This window comes from Chryseobacterium viscerum (assembly GCF_002899945.2).
Lineage (GTDB): Bacteria > Bacteroidota > Bacteroidia > Flavobacteriales > Weeksellaceae > Chryseobacterium > Chryseobacterium viscerum.
The window spans coordinates 1-21122 of sequence record NZ_PPEG02000014.1; the positions used below are offsets into that span (position 1 = coordinate 1).

12 protein-coding genes are annotated in these 21122 nt (G+C 36.6%); 10 read left to right on the forward strand and 2 right to left on the reverse strand.

Annotation, left to right across the window (positions count from 1 at the left end; translation table 11 throughout):
• The first annotated feature begins 260 nt into the window (after positions 1-260).
• The 10 genes from C1634_RS24695 to C1634_RS24735 all read left to right on the forward strand — a co-directional run bounded on the left by C1634_RS24695 (position 261) and on the right by C1634_RS24735 (position 18737).
• Complete coding sequence (locus C1634_RS24695) at positions 261-3755, forward strand: caspase family protein (RefSeq protein ID WP_109739306.1); 3495 nt, start codon at positions 261-263, stop codon at positions 3753-3755.
• Between the two features lie 25 nt (positions 3756-3780).
• Positions 3781-6204, forward strand: coding sequence for a S8/S53 family peptidase (locus C1634_RS24700; RefSeq protein ID WP_109739307.1), 2424 nt, complete (start codon positions 3781-3783; stop codon positions 6202-6204).
• A gap of 30 nt (positions 6205-6234) precedes the next feature.
• Positions 6235-6390, forward strand: coding sequence for a hypothetical protein (locus C1634_RS26190; RefSeq protein WP_165835402.1), 156 nt, complete (start codon positions 6235-6237; stop codon positions 6388-6390).
• 12 nt (positions 6391-6402) lie between these two features.
• Positions 6403-8289 (forward strand): caspase family protein, encoded by a 1887-nt coding sequence (locus tag C1634_RS24705; protein ID WP_109739308.1) that lies wholly within the window; start codon positions 6403-6405, stop codon positions 8287-8289.
• Between the two features lie 5 nt (positions 8290-8294).
• The gene (locus C1634_RS24710) at positions 8295-9473 is read left to right on the forward strand and encodes an AAA family ATPase (RefSeq protein ID WP_109739309.1); all 1179 of its coding nucleotides are present in this window, start codon (positions 8295-8297) and stop codon (positions 9471-9473) included.
• A 12-nt stretch (positions 9474-9485) separates the two neighbouring features.
• On the forward strand, positions 9486-10706 hold the full coding sequence (locus C1634_RS24715) for a hypothetical protein (RefSeq protein WP_103233991.1): 1221 nt from the start codon (positions 9486-9488) through the stop codon (positions 10704-10706).
• A gap of 5 nt (positions 10707-10711) precedes the next feature.
• Entirely contained in the window at positions 10712-12883 is a 2172-nt protein-coding gene (locus C1634_RS24720; RefSeq protein WP_103233992.1) for a hypothetical protein, read from the forward strand.
• Between the two features lie 5 nt (positions 12884-12888).
• Positions 12889-15483: a pYEATS domain-containing protein gene (locus tag C1634_RS24725; protein WP_109739310.1), complete on the forward strand. Its 2595-nt coding sequence runs from the start codon at positions 12889-12891 to the stop codon at positions 15481-15483.
• Between the two features lie 581 nt (positions 15484-16064).
• Positions 16065-17201, forward strand: coding sequence for a helix-turn-helix domain-containing protein (locus tag C1634_RS24730; RefSeq protein ID WP_109739311.1), 1137 nt, complete (start codon positions 16065-16067; stop codon positions 17199-17201).
• 102 nt (positions 17202-17303) lie between these two features.
• Positions 17304-18737 carry a serine hydrolase domain-containing protein gene (locus tag C1634_RS24735; RefSeq protein WP_109739312.1) on the forward strand — a complete coding sequence of 478 codons (1434 nt, stop codon included), beginning with the start codon at positions 17304-17306 and terminating at the stop codon, positions 18735-18737.
• Between the two features lie 69 nt (positions 18738-18806).
• On the opposite strand, the gene C1634_RS24740 is transcribed toward C1634_RS24735, so the two are convergent.
• Positions 18807-19325, reverse strand: coding sequence for a DUF2911 domain-containing protein (locus C1634_RS24740; protein WP_109739313.1), 519 nt, complete (start codon positions 19323-19325; stop codon positions 18807-18809).
• A gap of 35 nt (positions 19326-19360) precedes the next feature.
• Complete coding sequence (locus C1634_RS24745) at positions 19361-21052, reverse strand: sodium:solute symporter (protein WP_109739314.1); 1692 nt, start codon at positions 21050-21052, stop codon at positions 19361-19363.
• Between the last annotated feature and the right edge of the window lie 70 nt (positions 21053-21122).

A 21122-nucleotide genomic window follows, 5' to 3' on the forward strand; every position in this document is an offset into this window, starting at 1 on the left:
GCTTTCCCAGATTCATATTCTTTCAGAATATTGATAATCTGATGTTCTGAAAATTTGCTCTTTTTCATAATGTTTAACAAACTAAATTTAATAATTTTAATTGGTCTGAAAAACAGGGAAGTTTACCTCTCCATTACTATAAGTTTTGCTTTTATTATTGTTAGCAATCTGAATGATCAATAAAAATCATTGTTAAATTTTATAGTTAAACAGTTTTTTCAGTTTTTTGATTTACATCATCACCAAACATTTATAGCAGTATGTCAAAACGGAATCTCTATGCCACACTTATTGGCATTAATAATTACAGGGCAGTTAATAAACTGAACGGATGTATACAGGATATTTTAAATATTGATGATATCCTGCGTAAAGTATGTACTTCTCAGAATGATGATCTGAATTATATGCCGTTGTATTTACTCGCTCCCAATGAAAATGATCATTCTATTGCAGAGCATGGACACAATATTCAATATAGTGAACCAAGCTTTGAAAATATTACAGACATAGGTTTTAACCATCTCGCCCAGGCTGGTGAAAAAGATATCTGTCTTTTTTATTTTAGCGGACATGGCTCTACAATAGCCTCCCCTCCCGAGTTTAAAGATTATAAAGGAAACCCTCAGAATGAAACTCTTGTTTGTGTGGACAGCCGTACTTCCGGCGCGCGTGATATTTTAGATATAGAACTGGCTTACTTACTGTCTAATGCACTGAAAGATAAGCCGGATGTACACTGTCTTGTCATCATGGATTGTTGCCACAGTGCTGATAATACGCGGTCACTTGAAGCAGCGTTCGATGTGATGATGGTTCAGAACAGGCAGGCTCCCCAATCTACTTATATAGTGAAATTCAAGGAGTGTATAGGCTCTGATACAGATTTTTTCAGTTTAAAAGGCGACAAGGTTAGTTATAAACCGGCCCGATATGTACAATTATCTGCTTGCCGGGATCATGAACAGTCAAGAGATAATCCCCAAGGTGGGTTATTTTCCAGAAAACTGGTAGAGCTGCTGCAGAATGAGGGAACAGCATTAAGTTATTCCAACCTGATGAAAAGCGTAGCTGCTGCAGTATCTGTTGCCAACGCAGCCCAGAACCCGGTTGCCGATGCCACCAACCCAAAAGATCTGAATCAGCCGTTTCTTGGAGGTGATATGACTCCTTACCGTGCCAGTTTTAAAGTATATTTCGATCACCAAAAAAAGCAGTGGGAGCTTATGGCCGGGCTTCTGAATGGAATTACCGGGCCTAATAACAACCAGAAAACCATTATAAAAATAGAAGGAACTGATGTGGAAGCAGAAGTCAGCCAAGCCGGTATGAAAACCAGTTTTCTTCAGGGAAGTGATCTTGATCAACTTGATCCAGCCAAACTTTACAAGGCACAGATTATCAGTCTGGCTTTAAAGAAAAAACGCATCGGGGTTTCACAAAAGATCCGGAGTAATGATACAATACTAGATTCCCTGAAAAATGCAGCCAGCCAGAACCTATTATATGTTGAACTGATAACTGACTCATCAGAGGACATCGATTATCTTGTAAACATATATGAAAAAGGCGGGATTTTTTATTATTATCTGTCTGAAATACAGCAAGACATCCCGATATTCAAAGCAGAATCTTCAGCAGATATTTTCTGGAATAATACCGATTCGGTTGCCAAATGGTATTTTGTGAAAAAGCTTGAAAACGGAGCAACCCGCTGCAAAGCCAGCGATTTCATATTTACCGTAGAAAAAATTGAAGGACAAAACATTACCCGGCAAAATGCAAAAAACATAGCAGGTACAGCTTCTGATGTTCCTCCTGAAAATCCAATTGAATTCTCATACAGAAATAATCATGCTCCGGCATTTCGTTTCAGTATCCGTATTCATTCCAAATCGGCTCTCAAGGAGTGCTATATTCACAGTATCTATTTAGACAGCCTTTTCGGTATTGATACTAAAAAAACAAGACAGGCTATTAATCATCTGACAAAAGACGGAGTCATCCGACTGATAAGCTCTGATAATGGTGATGAATACGATCTGACCGGTTTGTTTATTGACCCTGATTATGCTTCCTATGGCATTAATGAAATCACAGACTATCTGAAAATTGTGGTATCCTCCCATCCTGATATTAATCTGGATCATTTTGACCAGCCCAGCCTTCAATTGGATGAGTTGGAAGCCCTTGCTTTTAGAGACGTTGCAAATGAGGAAGAACTCTTTAAAGGTGCAGGATCACCCTTCGCTCAAAAGCCCCCGGAAGCTGATTGGGCGGTATTCAATTTCCCAATAAGAATCATTGGTCCTAATAAAAGTAAAATATTGAAAGCAGGAACACCTGCTGCTTTCGATGCTTTTGAAATATCAGCTCCCGATAATTTTGAAGGATTTGTAACAGCAGTTTCCGGATCCGATATTCAGACATCCCGCAGCATTAAAGACCTTTATGGATCTTCAATCTGGGGAGAAGCTCTTACCGACAGTACTCCTTTTGAATCCGGGCTGGGGTCTGATAACAACTCCATTATAGCCCTTGAAATCAGTGGTGAACATACCTTTTCTCAGCTTGAGGAAGGAAATCCTTTGAAAATAAAATTAACCCCTTCTGTACAATCAAGATCAATAGACGAATATGATTCTACTATTATTCCTTACGGCTTTGATGAAGAAAGCGGATTATTCTACCCCGTGGGTTATATGAACAATGAAGAGGAAATCATTATTGAACAGCTTCCAAAAGCGACTTCAGGCTCGTTGGTAAGTGAAGCCATTACCAGCAGAAGTATTTACAGCTCTATAAAACTGTATTTCAAAAAACTATTCCGGTTATCTACAGAAACCCTCACATTACATTATTTTGAAAACGGCTGGAATTCTACCTCCAATGTAAATATTATAAAAGAAAAACTAAGGCCATTATCCCCAGAAGCTACTTTACCGCTTATTATTCATGGTATATTTGGAGATACCCGATCCATGATTGAATCATTAAAGGCCGATAAAAGAATAGGAAATGACCTGAAAATGATGCTGAGCTTCGATTATGAGAACCTTGAAAATACAATTCCCGAAATTGCGAAAAAACTGGCCTTTCAGTTGAATACAATTGGCCTTCCCGATCAGTCAATGCCTAAGCTCACAGTTGTTGCCCACAGTATGGGAGGATTGGTTACCCGCCAGTTTATCTGTGAAAACGGAGGAGCAGATATGCTCTCAAAATTTATTATGGCCGGAACCCCTAACGGCGGTTCAGAATGGGGAAAGGCATCGGGACTGATTGTACAGAGTCTGCAATTATTACTGACCCATGCACTCAACGTAACCGGTCCTGTAAAATGGGCTATTACCGGACTGAGTTTTTTGATAAAAAACTTTTATAATCCGGGAAATACGCTTAAAGACATGACCATTGCAAGTCAGTTTCTGAATGATCTCAGTAGTAAAACGTTCCCAGCATCTCTTCCTTTTTATATAGTGGGCAGCAATACTGAGTTGGTAGATAATGATTATGCTACCGATGATCCTTTTTTAAAAAAACTTCCCCAAATATTAAAAACAGGAGCGCTATACCCCGCCCTTACAAAAGTATTATTTAAAGGCCATCCCAATGATATGGCGGTAACGCTGGAAAGTATGAAAAAGATCAAAGAATTTAATAACAACATGACAATTTTCCCGGGAGACCATATCTCTTATTTTAGCGAAAAACAAACAAGAGATGCTATTATAGACCTCATCTGTAAAAACTAAAAACTAACCTTAAAAACTCTACATCATGAAAGGCTACAGTATACACATTGGTATCAATACCACAAATCCTGATGTTTACAATAACTTACCTTCTCTCAAAGCGGCTGTAAACGATGCCAAATGGTGGCAGAAATATGCAAAAGGACTTGATTATGAAACTCTGCTATTAACAGACCAGGAAGCCCAGTCAGGAAAAATTTTATCAGAAATTGAACAGCGAGCCCAGGCAATGCAGCCTGGTGATATTATCCTGATTACCTATAGCGGCCACGGAGGTACGCTTCCTAACGAAAAACCCTCGGATCTGGATACGGAACCAATGGACCAAACCTGGTGTTTATACGACAGGCAGTTAATTGATGATGAACTGTACGAAGCATTTAAAGCATTTAAAGCAGGGACCCGTATTCTAATCGTTTCAGACAGCTGCCACAGCGGTACCGTTACAAAAGATATAGAAACGATGGAAACTCCGGGCAAAATTAATCTTACCGAAGTTTTAATTGGCGGAATAGAACAATCGCAAACCTCCAGAGGATTTGCCAACAAGAAACTTCCGGCAGAAGTGGAAAAAGATATTCTGACCAGAGATTATACGAGCATCTACGTTCCCATTCAGGAAAAGTTTAAATACGAATCCAAACGAAGTGAGGTAAAAGCTTCAGTAAAGCTGCTTGCGGCATGCCAGGACGACCAGTCAACTTATGATGGAAAGGAATACGGGTTATTTACCGGTACGCTGAATAAGCTTTTTTTACAGGATGGATTTTCCGGTAACGCCAGAGAAATCATAGCAAAAATAAAAAAATACTATACGTACCCACATCCGAATTGTTTTGAATATGGATCTGTCATTGAAAGTTTTGATAAAGGCTTCCCTTTTACAATCAATATTGAAAATGCAGATACCCTATCAGGATACCTCAACCCTACTCAAACTTCAGTAAAAGATATTGTTTCAGACAATAACATCACAACAGGTAACGTTGATAAAAATGCTTTATTACTGGTTGAATTCCAGGGAGAGGTTCCTCAGATTGAGGAAGGAGATCAGATCAAAATCATCAAACAAAAAGGAACACGGTTCACTCTGGAAGCTTTACATATTCCTTATGAACAGGGCTGGACGGCAGCGCATGCCCTTAAACTTCGTTTGAAACAATCAGGATACACTGCAACGGTGGAACCTATTTTAAGCTTTAGTCCTGCTGATGATCAAAAAATAACCCGGGCAAGCAACGGTAATGATGAATACATTACTGAATGGCCGCCTGCACTTGACAATCCTAAGGTAAAAATAGGCTGGCATTTGGATGACCAGCATTCCCAGCTTTCTGCTGCGGCACAAAAAGTAATGGCAAAAACAGGTTCTTACGTTACAGTCGGGCACCTTGATACAGGATATTTACCCGGCCATATAGGACTTCCTGAAAAGCTTCGGACAGACAAAGAGAAAAACTTTGTTACCGGTAAAGATGAAACAGAAAATCAAGCTCATGATAAAATAGACTCAGGTAATGATGGCCATGGTTTGGGCACTCTCTGTTTATTGGCAGGAAACAACGTTCCTCTCTCTTCCACATTCGATGAATTTCAAGGATATATAGGAGGAGTTCCCATAGCTGATGTCATTCCGATGCGTATCAGTGATTCTGTAGTTATTTTAAATACTGAAAATTTCTGTGATGCTATAGATTACTCTCTGGAACAGGGATGTGAAGTGGTAACCATGAGTATGGCCGGAAAACCAAGCCCACGCATGGCAAAAGCCGTGAACAAAGCTTATGAAGCCGGACTTGTTATTGTCTCCGCGGCAAGCAACTGCTGGTACGCAGGATTTTTCAAAACCTTACTTCCTAAATGCGTTCTGTATCCCGCCGCTTTTCACCGGGTTATTGCCGCTACGGGGGCAATGTATAACCAGCAACCTTATGACAAGGACTTTCTGAATACAGCAAAAGGTGACTTTACAAAATATATGCAGGGAAGCTGGGGACCACCTTCATCAATGACAAGGGCTCTGGCCGCATATACCCCCAATACCCCATGGGCAGAGCATGGAAATAAATTTGTAAGAAGCGGCGGGGGGACTTCAAGTGCGACCCCTCAGATCGCTGCGGCAGCAGCTTTATGGATTGCTTATCATCGGGATGAACTGGAAGCAAAAGGTTATTATCAACCGGGACAGCAATGGAAAAAAATAGAGGCAGTAAGGTATGCACTTTACACATCCGCAGCAAAAGCAAGCGCCTTTAAAGACTGGCAGAAATATTATGGTAACGGAATTTTAAGAGCAATGGATGCGCTCAGCATAGGAGTGCCGGACGAAAGCCTGCTCAGTAAATCTCCGGAAGCGGAATCTTCTTTTGGTGGTATTACCCAGATTCTGGGATCTTTCTTTAAAAACAGGAAACTATTCCGCGATACCAATACCCTAAAGCCTGAATAGGAGCAGCTCGCACTGGAACTGATGCACCTGATGCAGACCGATCCTGCTTTTTTTGAAGATTTTTCTCATTTAGATATGAGCAGTACCACCGAAGCTGAAAATCTTATCAACAATGAGGATTTTCAGAAAAAAGTACTGGAGTCTCCTTTTGCATCGCCTTATCTGAAAGAGGCATTTATTAAATAAAAAACGATAGCCATGCCCGGAAACAACAGACGAAGTTTAACAGTGCAAACAGGAAAGGCACCATCTGAGACCCTCTCTAAAACTGAAGCACTGGCTGAGGATGCCGTTTCTCAATCAGAAAGTAATGCTTCAGCATGCAATAATACGGTATCACAAAACAGTACTGAGCATGAGACTAAGGGAGCGGGACTTCCTTTTAATATACCGAAAACCGATACTCAAAGAAATAAATTCGATGGATTAAATTATCTTTTGTTGATTGCAATTAATGATTATAATAAGAGTACAGGATGCAAACCTTTGAACAATCCTGTCCGGGATGCTGAGAACCTTGAAAAAATATTACAAGAAAGGTACGGATATGAGAAAGAAAACATTAAAAGTCTTCTAAATAAAAATGCAACAAAACGGAAAATAAATCAAAATATCAATGATATAATAAAAAAAATGACAACCCAGGACCAGCTGTTAATCTATTTTTCCGGTCATGGGATAGGAGGTACTGATATGAGGTTGATTCCTTATGATTATGAAGAAGACATTGAAGATTCTACCATACTCTTAAATCAACTACTGAATTTTGAGGTTTTAAAAGGCGGAGTTACTACAATTCCCAATAATTTCAGGAGTGTACTGACCATTGTGGACGCATGTTATGCAGGAAAATCTATGATTGGCAAAATAGATATTAGAGAAAATAAAGAGGTATCAGCAAGAGAAATCATCGCTCCATGTTCCTATGATCAAGTTACTCTGGATCAGGCATTAAATGCTGCAAACGGAGAACTGGGAAGCCCTTTCTCTTTAGCACTATGTAAATTTCTGAAATATAATACAGCTGACACATTTTTCCCTGCAAGTTTAATTCCTGCAAGAATCAAAGCTGATTTCGATAAGATTATCGGTAAAGATTATACACGTGAAGTAATTCATGGTTTAGCCGCAACCAAGGAAAATTCTATTCCTAAATTTTGTTTTTCTCTTTCTGAACAGGAGTATATTCCAACAGACGCACTCGCCGGAAGTATTGTCAATTATCTAAACTTCAATGGAGAAAGAGACTATTTTGATAAATTAAATATTGACAATTACAATAAAAATTATTTTTTTATAAGCTCGGTCTCAAAATGTTTAAAGACAGAATCAATCCGTTGGTATGTTTTTTCAAAACAATTTTATAAAATAACAAGTCTTGCCATTGATTCAAATCTTAAAAAATGTCACACCATCAGTTTTAAGATTGACATGCAGAAAGTTAATAATGATGCTGATTTAATTTTTGCTATCGACAAATATATGGCTTGGACATCTTCATCGGATCAAAAAGCAGAATATCGGTATGATAATATAACCAGAAATATATGTGCCAGGATCAAATTAGCAAATTTTGAAAATTCATCACAATCACATAACCCTTTAATTATTGCTTTTATCGTTACCAACTGTAAATCAGATCAATTTCATATTATTTCTTCTTTTTTACAGGAACTTATAAAACAGATTGAGACTCAAAGAGAAGATAATCAATCTACTCCTCTATTTTTTAATATTATTTCAAATTATGATAGTTCCATATCTGAAGGGGATGAACATTATTTTGACAAAGATCATATGAAGCATCTTTATTATTTATCTGAAAAAGAAACCAGCTTTGTTCAGTTCAAAAATGTAGGTAAAATAAACAAACCAAATGTGAGATTCTGGTATACACATACCAATAATGAATTGAAAAGTGAACTACTTTCCCACTACTTCAATGCCAATTATGATGATATCTGCAGCTCAAATGATGAACTGGACATCATCAAGTTTATTGAAAGGCTTGTTTCTAAAATTTATAAAAACAATCAAAAAAAATACGACGAAATCTATTCTACACTATTCTTTAATAAACTCTAAACAAAATGAAAATCAAACCATATCCACACCCGAATCCTGATGTAGAAGGAAGCATCAGCCGTTTTGAACAGCTAATAGATAATAAATTGCAGCCTTCAATAGTAATCCCTCATTTTCCTGAAGGTAAATTTGAAGAAGTATACAATGAAGGAAAGCTGACATCCCTGGAATTTAAAAAAAATAAAAAAAATACAATAAAAGGAAGACCTATAGCTCCTTATATTCCTTCATCAGAAATCAAAGAAATTGTAAGGCTTGCCCAGATTCTTAAGCGTCCCATACTGATAAAAGGTGAACCAGGCAGCGGTAAAACCCAGTTATCCAAAGCTATCGCTTATGAATGGTATGGGGATGACTATAAACAGTATTATTTTGAATGGATCATCAAATCTACATCAAAAGCCATTGACGGAATCTACAGTTTTGATCATATTGAAAGACTCCGTGACGCTCAATTATCCCAGCAGTTCAGTGAATTAAAAGATAAAAAAACAGCAGACTACCGGAAATTCGGACCTATGGGAATGGCATTTCTTACCTCTACTGAAGAAAATCCCAGCATACTTCTGATTGATGAAATAGATAAGGCAGACATAGATTTCCCTAACGATCTTTTAATGGAACTGGACGAACAGCGGTTCCAGATTCCTGAATCTGAAACAGGAGAGATTATAGAGGCAAAATTTCCTCCCGTTATATTTATCACGAGTAATGATGAGCGTGAATTGCCAGAAGCTTTTCTTAGACGTTGTCTATTTTTATACATTAAATTTCCTGATGATGAACAGATGAAAAGAATAATAGAGGCCCATTTACCAGACCTGGTAAGATCACAAAGATCAGACAAAAGTTTTGTTGAACTTACCATTGAAAAATTTAAAACCCTGAAAAAAGAAAGAGAAGATGATCCGGCGGATAACAAACGCGTAAGCACCAGCGAACTATTAGACTGGCTTACCGCCTTTGATTATGACAGACAGAATAAAATAGATACACCTGCCGCACCTATTCACGATTATCTGAAACATTTTTTTGAACCCGGAAATGATGAAAAAAATACGGAAGCTACAATTGATAGTGATAAAGGTAAATCATTAGGAGCTCTTCCTTTTTATTTTCAGACGATTCTCAAGTCCTATGCCGCTGTACAAAACCATAAAGATAAAAGCAGCCAAAAACCTTAAAACAACTAAATCATGAACGTATTTCCCGATGGACAGTTACCTTTCTGGCCGTTTTTCCATCAGCTTGAACAGCATTTGAGCTACGAACGCTGGATTGATAAATATAAGCTCTTTTTGCAGCTTCTGTTAGATTCACATATCAGTTATGATGATGAGGGTGATGCTTTACTATCAGCCTGTAAAATATTGTATTTACAGGATATAAAAGATGAAGATCGATTTACGCAGCTCTTCAGGAAGACATGGTCTGAGGAAAAGAGCAAATGGGAAGCGTTTTTCAAAACTATAGAGCAGGAAACTCAAAAAGAACCTGTGGAAAAGAATAATTCATCAGAACTTCAACAGCCTCCTTCTGAAAGCAGCCCTGCAGCCAGTGAACCCGCAGAAATAAAAAAAGAAGAAAAAAAAGACACCATTTCACAGCAGGAAAGTAAAAATGAAGAAAAGATTATTGAAGAAAAAGAAAATTATTACTTTACCCCAAGCATCAGCTTTGACAGCCTAATTAAAGATGATGAATCCCCGCAGGATACCACCTGCATCCCTCTATATAATTTTCAGGATGAATATTTACCCATCAACCGGCGTGAGATGATCAAAGGATGGCAATACTTGAGAAGGCACGAAAAAGGAAAACTGACCAGTGAAATAGACATCTACTCTACCGTAAAAAAAATAGCCAGAGAAAACATCTTTACCGAACCGGAATACCTGCATGGATTGCGCAACCGCGAAGATACCATTATTTTCTTTGTAGACTGTAACGGCTCTATGATGCCATTTCATGAGCTTAGCCGCAGGCTGGTAAAAAGCGCCCGGAATTTCGGAGGTCATAAAAACGCACCGGTTTACTACTTCCAGAATGCACCTACAGATTATGTATTTAATGAGTTTCAATTGACATCACCGATTAAAATCGCACAGGCGCTTTCAAAGACCAATTATAACTTCAGCATCGCAGTGGTCATCAGCGATGTGGGCTTTGCAAGAGGATACGGAGCTCCCGAAAGACATAAAATAAGATGGCAGCAGCTGCAGCCCTTCCTTAAACAATTGAATGAAAACTGTGCCCATATACTCTGGCTCAACCCTGTTCCGGAGAACAGATGGCATGAAGAAACAGCACAAAACCTAAAAAAAGAAGTGCTTAAAATGGCTTCTATATTTGATGCAGGAATGAATCCGTTTCAGACCATCACAAGGACATTATTAAAATATCAAAACAAAACTTAATAAAAATGGCAGTTTTACCTGAAAATTTTCCGATAGATGATCTGAGTACTATTGAACGTATTCAGCTGGAATGGTTTTACTCCAAATTTACAGAAGAGTACTACAGTGATTATTTTTTCGGTCATATGATGCTGGCGGCCTATGCCGCAGTTCCTGCTTACCTTACCCCAGATCTGCTTTCCAAATTGTGGCAGAACTTTGGAGAGTATACCTGGAATGAAGAGAAAAAATTTATCCACAGAATGGCTATACCTGATATTTTACTAGCTCCGTTCTGCACCCAGATAAGTTACGAAGTATACCAGATGGATTCCGATACCAGATTCCGTTTTTTAAAATGGATGAACAGTGATGATAAACTATGGACTTTACGTAAACCTTTCAGCATAGCTGATATCGCCAGGTTTGTGGAGCAATATCATAATAATCCCAATGACATTATTACCAGAGAAGGTGCCAAATATCTGGAAATACAGAAATCGGAGGCTCAAATGTATTATAACCCTAAAAGTGTGGTTAATAATTATCTGAAACAGCTTAAGGAACTGCATGAAAATAAAGTTAAAAATGAAAATGAAAAAAATAATGAAATTGTAAATCTGCTAGAAACCATTGAACAGGCCAGACAAAAAGAAGATTACGTAAATCATCATGATAAAAATAAAACCATATTCGGTTCCCTGTTTAAAAGTGAAGAACTTAGCCTATGGAAGCACTCACTATTACAGAATGTACATACACTGGGAAATATTATCACCAATAACAATATTCCTGACTCACTGCTGTCAAAAAGTGTAGAAAGAAAAGAAAATTCTATAGCCATCACTGTTGAAAAAAAGCAGACAACACTGGTTTCAAAATTTGAAAGTGCACTTCCATCAAGAAAAATAGCTCTGATAATAGCAGATAGCGATACCAATATTACAAAAATAAGAAAGATATTGGAAGCATTCGAAGAATGGAATCAATATATCATCGAGGTAACAAAACCTATTTCATCAAAAGAGGAAAACTCTCTAAATGCGAAATATAAGATCACAGAAAAAGATCATTTATTACTATATATCCATGCAAAAAATGCCAGAATGCATGAGAGCCACTGCTATTTTCAAATCTATAAAGAAACATGGATAAGTGACTCTAATATCAGTGTCATTGCTTCTGAAATGAATCCTCTGTCATTTACATTAATACTGGACGGAGCCCTTAAAGCTACTCCCTATTGGATGGATACCACCAAAACAGGATACTCTTTGTTTGCCTTTGAGCAGGATGAAGTCATTGAAAATTTGACTGTTTCTCAACCTAATTCCACAGATTGCGAGGAACTGGTCAAAAAACTGATCAATGATGGTCAAAGAGAAGCCATCAGAAGTGTATTTGTAAAAACAGTCTTCACCAATGAAAGCACCAGCCTGCCTAACTGGATTCAAAACAAGCAACTTATAATGATGAGTAACCGGGAAACCTATTTTGCTCCTTTAGGAAAAGCTTCCGATGAAGCGCTGAGAGTACAGCACCTGCTGAGACTTTCCGGTAAAACGAATACAAGAGAATCCCAATGGCAAGATCAGGAAACTGATTATGCATTAAAGAAAATAGCCGCAGAATTAAAAATAAATCCGAACGTCTACGAAGTTCTACCCGCTTTACAAAACTTACATAAAAAGAACATCCAGCATCAAAAACCCCTCTTTATATTTATTTTTTCGGACCCGGAAAAGATGTTAACCAATTTAGACAGGGAAGCCAGGTCTATCAGAAGTTATTTGCTTAACAGTGAAATAGGCTTATACAATGAAGTTCGTTTTTTCAAAAACAGGGAGTTTAAAGAGATTGAAACCTTCATTCTGCATCCGGATAACAGAAACCGCGTACAATGGATTTACTATTCAGGATTTGATGCGCAGGGATCTCCCAATATCAATGGAAAAGTAATAGATCTTACAGTATGGCAGCACTGGCTGGAGTTTCAGAACCGGATAGAAATGGTCATATTAAATACCTGCAACAGTAAAAATCTTGCCTGGCAATTGACACAAATAGGCGTAAAAACAGCAATAGGCAGCAATGCAATGGTTATGGATAATGTAGGTGCTGATTTCGGAATTGATATGATGAAGAGCATAACCCAGGAAAAATATTTCTTCCAAATAAAAAACTTAATAAAGCAGTAATTTTTATGGAACAAAACGTATATTCAGATTTCATTATGTTCAAGGCATCATGGAACAGCGATCGTAATGACATACCGGAAAACTGGTACCAACAACATGAAGATATAAAACCTAAGCTTCACTATATATACGGGTACAGCACCAACAGTAATCTGGCTTCCAGAAATGTATCTGCATTCCAGGATATGATGGACAGCTTTCTTAAAAATCATCTTTCCGGTTTCATGGTTACTTCACATTCGCTCAATGATAAAACGACACCTGAAGAATTACCTCATCTAAATTCAGAAGACTGCTGTGTTATTTTTTTCAGTGGTGAGGCCAGACAGGATAAAAAAGGAAATATAATTCCTTACTTGGAAAATGTACAGGAGGGATACCAGCAGGCCTTTGAGAAGTATATTATCACTTCTGAAGGACACTTCTTTATCATTATTGATGTTCACATGATTCAGCCTGTAGAATATGATATTCAGCCTATTCAGTTTTCACATGCTCAAAAGCTGATTGTTCTGCAGAGCTACAGTAATAACGGTTATCACAATTATTTTTTCAACCTGCTTTTGGAGACCATTAAGCAGACCGGGGGCAATATCCGGTATTCAGATCTCATTACCAGACTGCACCTCAGGTATTACCATGATAACAGAAAGTTCTTTCCTGAAATGTATGGTCATCAGAAAGAGATCATTAAAACATGGTTATTTTCAGGGCTTGTACCTTATAAAAAAACAGAACAAGTGTATTATAATGACAATATAGTAGCTTGGGTTATAGGGGCAGGGCTTCAGGATGGGGTCATCCCTTCATTAAAGTTTATGAATACTTTAATAAAACTGGAAGATGACAGAGTTTACAGATTAAATGAAGTGAGAGATACCTACAGTATTATTGATGGGTTCTATGAAGAAGACAAAGAAAATATTTTCAATGCAGAATTTTTACAAATGGCCCTTCCTAAAATAAAGATAGGTTTTGGTGAAGATCTCAAAGATGAAATGAAAGATATTTTTGTAAGAACAACCAAAAATTTTGGTTTATATTTCATTGATTTGGTTGAAAATCCCAAGGATGCTGCATTTTTGATTAGAAACAGGGAGAATAGATACTTTTTGACACGGCATACCCACGAAACGGAAGAACAGGGGTACTCCATGTTCTTTCATCAGCCGGATGTTTTTGAATTTATCAAGGAAATAGAATATATAGCTCAATGGAATGCGGTTATTGATCTGGATAATCCTCAGAATAAAATACCGTCGGACGATTATGAGATTGTATTTGAAAGCATTGAGGGACAACAGATCACTAAAGACAATACGAATGAAGTATCCGGACAAATCCATATTGATCCGAAAAATATAGAGTTAAAATACAGAAATGAAATAGCCCCGACTTTCAGATGTCATCTGGAAATGAAAAATACTGATTCCAATAAACAGTATTATGTCAACTTTCTATACATGAGCGGATCTTATGGTATTCAAAATTTCAACGCAAGCAATAACGGCCTGCTTAGGAGCACTGAAAAAGTAGCCGTAAATATCTCTGGAAATGGCATTGTCTGGACATTTATTCAGGATGAGTATATCAACAACAAGATCAATGAATTACAGGATTTCCTCCTCGTCTTTATTTCCAAAGAGCCTATTACGCTCAACCCATTGGAACAGGAATACCTTAAATTCAGAACAGAAACCTCAAGATCCCTGAGTTTTGATGAAAGAACCTCCAAGCAGACATTCTCACTCCCGAGGACGGACTGGACCGTAAAAAAGATCCCAATCAGAATTCTGTATGATCACAGAACATTTAAAGAAACTGTACTTCAGACCATTAAAGACCGTACGATACTTGTTCCCAATGACCTTCAAAAAAAACGCTGGGGCGGGCAGCCTATGAATAAGGGTTTCATCCTTTCCGCAGAAGTAAAAGAGAAAACACTATCTCTTATTGGCCTATATGAAGTGACTTTACGGGTTGCACATACTACGAAAAAAATTCCAGATGACAGCAGAGTGGCTATTCTGCTGCACAACAGTTTTAATGACTCTTTGCGCTATCTCAGATTTAAAGACGGAAAAGCAACAGTTACAGTTACGGCTTATGAAGATTTTACAACCGCTGCCATTTTATATGACGGGACTGAACTGGAACTGGATTTAAGTGAAATCCCCGGACTGCCCCGAAAATTTTATGCCTATCAGCCCACAAACCCCTTTAAAAGAACAGTAAAAAAACTCCTGCAGGGTGAAATACGGTTTCCGGATGATCTGCAGAAAGGCAGATGGGGAGAAAGTCCCTCCAGCAATGACTGGCAACTTTCGGCAGAAGTAAAAACAGAGAACGATTCTCATAGAATTATATTGACTGTACAAAACACTCAACAAAAATCTGAAAAAGAAGTTGCTTTCCTCCTGCATGATAGCTTTGGAGAAGAGCAGACAATGTTCGCAAAAACATTAGAAGGAACCGCCAGGTGCAGCTTTAAAAGCTATGAAGCATTTACTGTAGGAATTTATATTGAAGACGGAACAAAATTAGAACTGAATCTCAATAAACAAGAAGGTTTTCCTAAATCTTTTTATTATAAATTTTAGAAAAATTTAAGGTTATGAGGTGAACAAAGAAATTTATGCAGATTATAAAATATAACAATTTATCATTCTTATTTTTCAGGTATATCTCACTAGTTGATTAAATTAAAAATTCATTCTGAAAATCCTGAGTCATTAGAGTTCAACAAGTTATACGGAAATAATTTTCACTATTTTTATTTATGATTGATATTTATTAGAAAACAAGAATTTTTACAAATCCTTTAAGAATGGAGAAAATTTAATCTCATCCTAAAAAAAACAAAGTCAACAAAATACCAAACCAAAAAGCATCACTTTAAATCAAAGTGATGCTTTTTTATTTACTTATTAAGATCTCGGATCAAGTGTAAAATTTGGGGAGATTTTTCAGCGTTTCTTTTTGTATATTCTGTCTTTCCTTTCTACCTCTTCAACTACTTCAAAATCATATAAAATAATGAAATATTGACACTTACAACAATACTACTTTTAGAATTTGAGCGGAACATTTTTAACATTTGGTAAAGCAGAAGGATAAAACCGTTTATACGTCTTTAAGTTTTCCTATTTAAATATTAAATTGCGCCTATGTTAAAAAAACTATGGACAAATACAGCTTTTTAGAAATAACCGCTTTTATTGGAATTTTTCTTGTATTTTTTCTTGCATTGTTTTTATTGACTGTAAAAACCAAGCACAGACTTGCAAATTGGCTTCTTGCTTTCTTTCTTTTTACAAATGCTGTAGATGCATTGAAATTTCTGATGCGTGATTTCCCTGTTAATTTCATCAATCTGGAGGCATTTCGTTGGAGTATTAACTATTTGGTTCCTGCATCGTTTTATCTGTATGTATTGTCCATTTGTTTTTCCAACTTTCGATTAAAACCGAAACATTTATGGCACACCATTCCGTTTATTGCGTTCAATTTGTATATGGCGTATGGGATTTATTATGAAGACAGAGCTTCGAAAGTGAGTTTCATCAATGCTTTGAGCGAATCACCGATCATGCAATTTTTTCATATTCTTTTCGAAGTACTATTTCAAGTATATTTTATTGCTTCATTTTTGGTGATTAGAAAGTCTAAAACGGTCTATCTCGAGAATTATACGAATCCAGATATATCTATACTTAATGCGCTTTACAAAATAACAATTCTATATTATGTCTTACATTTTATAGTCCTTATAAGATGGCTGGTTACTTTTATCTTTGGGTTGGGAGAACTCAGACAATGGATTGTTACCCTTGACGGATTTGCTTTTTTCTTTTGTACGTGTTGGTATCTATTTGTTGCATTAAATAATCCTGAATTTTTCAGAGGAGTTAATTCTCAATTGAAACCTATCGTAGATCTAATTCCGAAACAAAAATCTTCTCCAATAATTGATGATGAAAAAAATAAGCAAATCATAGCTTTGAAAGAATTTATGAGTAAAAATGAACCTTATTTAGATTCTTCATTAACGATTCAAGATTTGGCAGAACAATTAAATATGCCTGTCAAAGATTTATCAGCTTTGATTAATCTGTATATGAATAAGCATTTTTTTGATTTCATTAATGAATATCGAATCGAAAAAGCTAAAGAAATATTGAAAAATCCTTTGCAAAAAGAACTGACTATTTTAGAAATTCTTTATGAGGTTGGTTTCAATTCCAAATCGTCGTTTAGTACTTCTTTTAAAAAACATACAGGAACAACTCCGACAGATTTCAGAAAAAACCCAAATTAATCCATTCTTTTTCTAAGAAATGCGTTCGACTTTTTTTAGTCGGTCGCGTACTGAAGCGTTTTAAAGCATCTTTGCTGAAAGTTTTTAAAAAATATAATTTCAATGAAGAACAAGTTTTTCTTATTATTAACAACTATTTTATTGACAAATACGCTTTCTGCCCAGGGGTTAAATAACCCCAAAGAAACAAAGAAGATCCATCAAAATCCGACGGAACAAAAATCAGAAATCAATCACATTGATTCGTTAATGACAAAATCTTACGAAAGAGGCTTGTTCAATGGAAATGTCCTTGTTGCTAAAAATAATAAAATTATCTATCAAAAATCATTTGGTTTTACCGATGAAACGAGACAAACTCCTTTAAACAATAAATCAATATTCAACATGGGCTCTATTGCAAAGGAATTTAATGCTGTTGCCATCATGATTTTGGTTGAACATGGTCTTCTTACCCTTGATGACAAGGTATCTAAATTTAATTTAGGATTACCAAAATGGGCAGAAAAAGTTTCTATACGTCATCTGATTAATTATGCCAGTGGTATTCCTCCAATCGAACGATTAAAACCCGAAAATGATGCGGAGACATGGAATATTTTGAGAAGTAATGATAGTCTACTCTTTGAACCAGGAACCAGTTACAGGTATGATAATGGCAATGTTTTTTTACAAAGAAGAATTATTGAAAAGGTAACCGGAATGTCTTTTCAGCAATTTGTCATTAAAAACATTGTTAACCCTTTGAAAATGACCAATTCAATATTTGATCCAACATTTGACTCTAAAAACAGAACCTCCTGTTATGATATGGACAATGTCCGATGCCCGGAATTGAAATTTATTAGCGGCTGGCTTTGGGTAGATATCAATGATTTCTATAAATGGACTGAAGCGCTGAATTCTAATCGTTTAATATCCAAAAAATCCTTTCAAACTTTGTTGAATAACCCATACGCAAAAGAGGAAGGCGGATCGCTTGGCAGATACTTTGAAAAAGAAGATCTACAAAGACACAATGGAATTTCGTATAAATTTGAATCCATCTTTTTAAACGATTTTAAAAATAATATTACGATAATTCTAGTGTCCAATAACCTCAATAGAGTTTGGGATTTAGGGCATATTATACATAACTTAATGTTGTGGAAAGAGTACGAAATTCCTAAAAAATCTATTTATCAAGCAATAAGAAAAGAATCTCTCAACGATGTAAATAAAGGGATAGAGATCTATTATTTACTCAAAGAAAAATCTAAAAATGAATATAGTTTTGAGAACCCGGGAGAACTTAATAAGTTAGGGTATGAACTATCAAGACTTAGAAAAATCAATGAATCCATAACAATATTTAAATTGGCGACAAAAGAGTTTCCTAAAGATGCTAATCTATTCGATAGTTTAGGGGAAGCCTATTTTACAGATAAGCAATATGATTTAGCATTAGAGAATTATAAAAAAGCAATCAGTCTTGGCGGAACCAATGGTAATGCTGAAAAAATGATCGATAAAATAGAGAAAGAAACAGGGAAGTAAAATTTTCAAATCAAATTTTAAACAAAAAAAATCCCGTTAATACGGGATTTTAATTTCTGATATTCAAATTTATTTGATTTCTACAGGAACTGAGATTTTATCCCAATCCATTGTGAATCCATTATTGTTTACTTTATAAACTAACGTTTCCTGTGTTGCTGGTAAAGCTTTTGTTTTTACATCAACACGTAAAGCATCTTTAGCTTCTTCGTATTTATAAGCGCCCCATTGTTTTGGCTCTTTGTTAAAAATCGCAGTCCAGGTTCCGCTTTCTTTAGGGATTAAGAAAAAGCTATATTTACCTGCAGGCAGTTTTTTACCCTGAACGGTAATGTCTTTATCCGTTTCAAAAGTAGTTGCTTCATTGGCACCCGCACGCCAAACTTTATTATAAGCTTCTAAACCACCCCAGATTGTACGCCCTTTCACAGAAGGACTGCTATAGGCAATTGTAACGGTTGCATCTTTAATTTTCCCCGTTGCTGTAGCTGGAGGGCTGGCAGGCTTTTTTGTGTCCTGTGCAAAGGCATTCATGGAGATTGTCATTGTCGCAACAAGTACAGCCGCAGATTTCATGATAGTTTTCATATTATTTTTATTTGTTTGTTTTTATTATTATTTGCTTACGAATTTACTGCTTTCTGTTTACAAAACAGCAATCCGATTGCAGAAAATATAATGACTGCCGCTGCCCCGATTACATTAAGCCAAAGGAAGGAAACGATATCGAACTTATAAACGGCAATAACCGCGATTTCTGATAATATTGCAGCAATAAATACATTCGCGCCGTCGATTTTTTTATAGTAAAAGGCGACAAGAAAAATCCCCAATATCGGACCGTAGAAAAGAGAACCTAATACATTAACCGCTTCAATAAGAGAGCCCATTTGAGTGGCAAACATGGCTACACCGATTGAGAAGATCCCCCAGGCTAAAGTGTGCAGTCGGCTGTACTTCAATTCGGTTGCATCATCAGGGATTTCTTTTTTAAATATCAAATGAACATCTTTTAATGAGCAAGCGGCAAGGGAGTTTAACGCTGCGGAAATTGAACCCCAGCTGGCCAGAAAAATGACGGCAAACAGCAAACCGATCATTCCTACAGGCAAGGTATTTTTTACGAAATACAGAAAAATATAATTCGTATCCGTTTTCTCCGCATTATAATTTGAATTATTGATTGCTTCTTCTACCCTTCCGTGCAAATCTTTTACCTGAGTTTGTGTGTTTTTAAAATCCTGAATTGTTTTGTTAAGTTGGGGAGAATGAGTTTCTTTCAACTTTAGAATTTCTTTCGATTCTGCATTAAACTTTATTTGCAAATTCTGATGCTCTTTTTCAAAAACCGCAGCCTGTTCAGGTTTTTCTTCCTTTAAATGTTGGTAAGAGCGTTCGTTAAAATAAATCGGAGCCGGTTTTAGAGAAAAGAAAGCAAAAAGCAAGGCACCGATCAGGAGAATAGCAAATTGCATCGGAATTTTAACCAATCCGTTCAACAGCAAGCCCATTTTTGCATTGGTATCGTCTTTCGCAGTAATATACCTCCCAACCTGACTCTGGTCTGTACCGAAGTAAGAAAGTGCCAGAAAAAAACCACCAATTAATCCGCTCCAAATATTGTATTTATCTTTCCAATCGAATTCCGTGGTGATTACATTGAGCTTTCCTGATTTCCCCGCCAGATAAAGCGCATCGTTAAAACCAATTCCATTCGGCATATTTTGAATAAGCAAATAACCTGCAAAAGCCATGGTTCCCAGAATAATGAGAAACTGTAATTTTTGGGTGTGAGCGATCGCTTTTGCTCCGCCAACATAAGTATAAATCAGCAGAATACCACCTGTTAAAACATTGGTTAAATAAATATTCCAGTTTAAAACACTTGACAAGATGATACTCGGAGCGTAAATGCTGATTCCTGTTGATAAGCCTCTGGAAAAAAGAAAAAGCAGTGAAGTAAGCACTCTTGTTTTCTTATCAAAACGGTTTTCCAGATATTCATAGGCGGTGTACACATTTAAGCGCTGAAAAATCGGAATGAAAGTGATACAGATCACAATCATCGCCAAAGGCAAACCAAAGTAATACTGAACGAAACGCATACCGTCTGTATACGCCTGGCCCGGTGCCGAAAGAAAAGTAATGGCACTTGCCTGCGTGGCCATAATACCTATCAGCACAATGTACCAAGGCATTTTATTATCTGCTTTCAGGTATGATTCGTTGCTTTTTTGGCCACGACCGATCAATACGCCGTAAACCACCACTGCAACAAGTGTAAAAATGAGAACTGTCCAATCTATATTACTCATGCCCAGAATTTAGTAAACCAATAATAAAATGCGATCTGGAATACTAATGCAACTGCTAATAGTATGTACC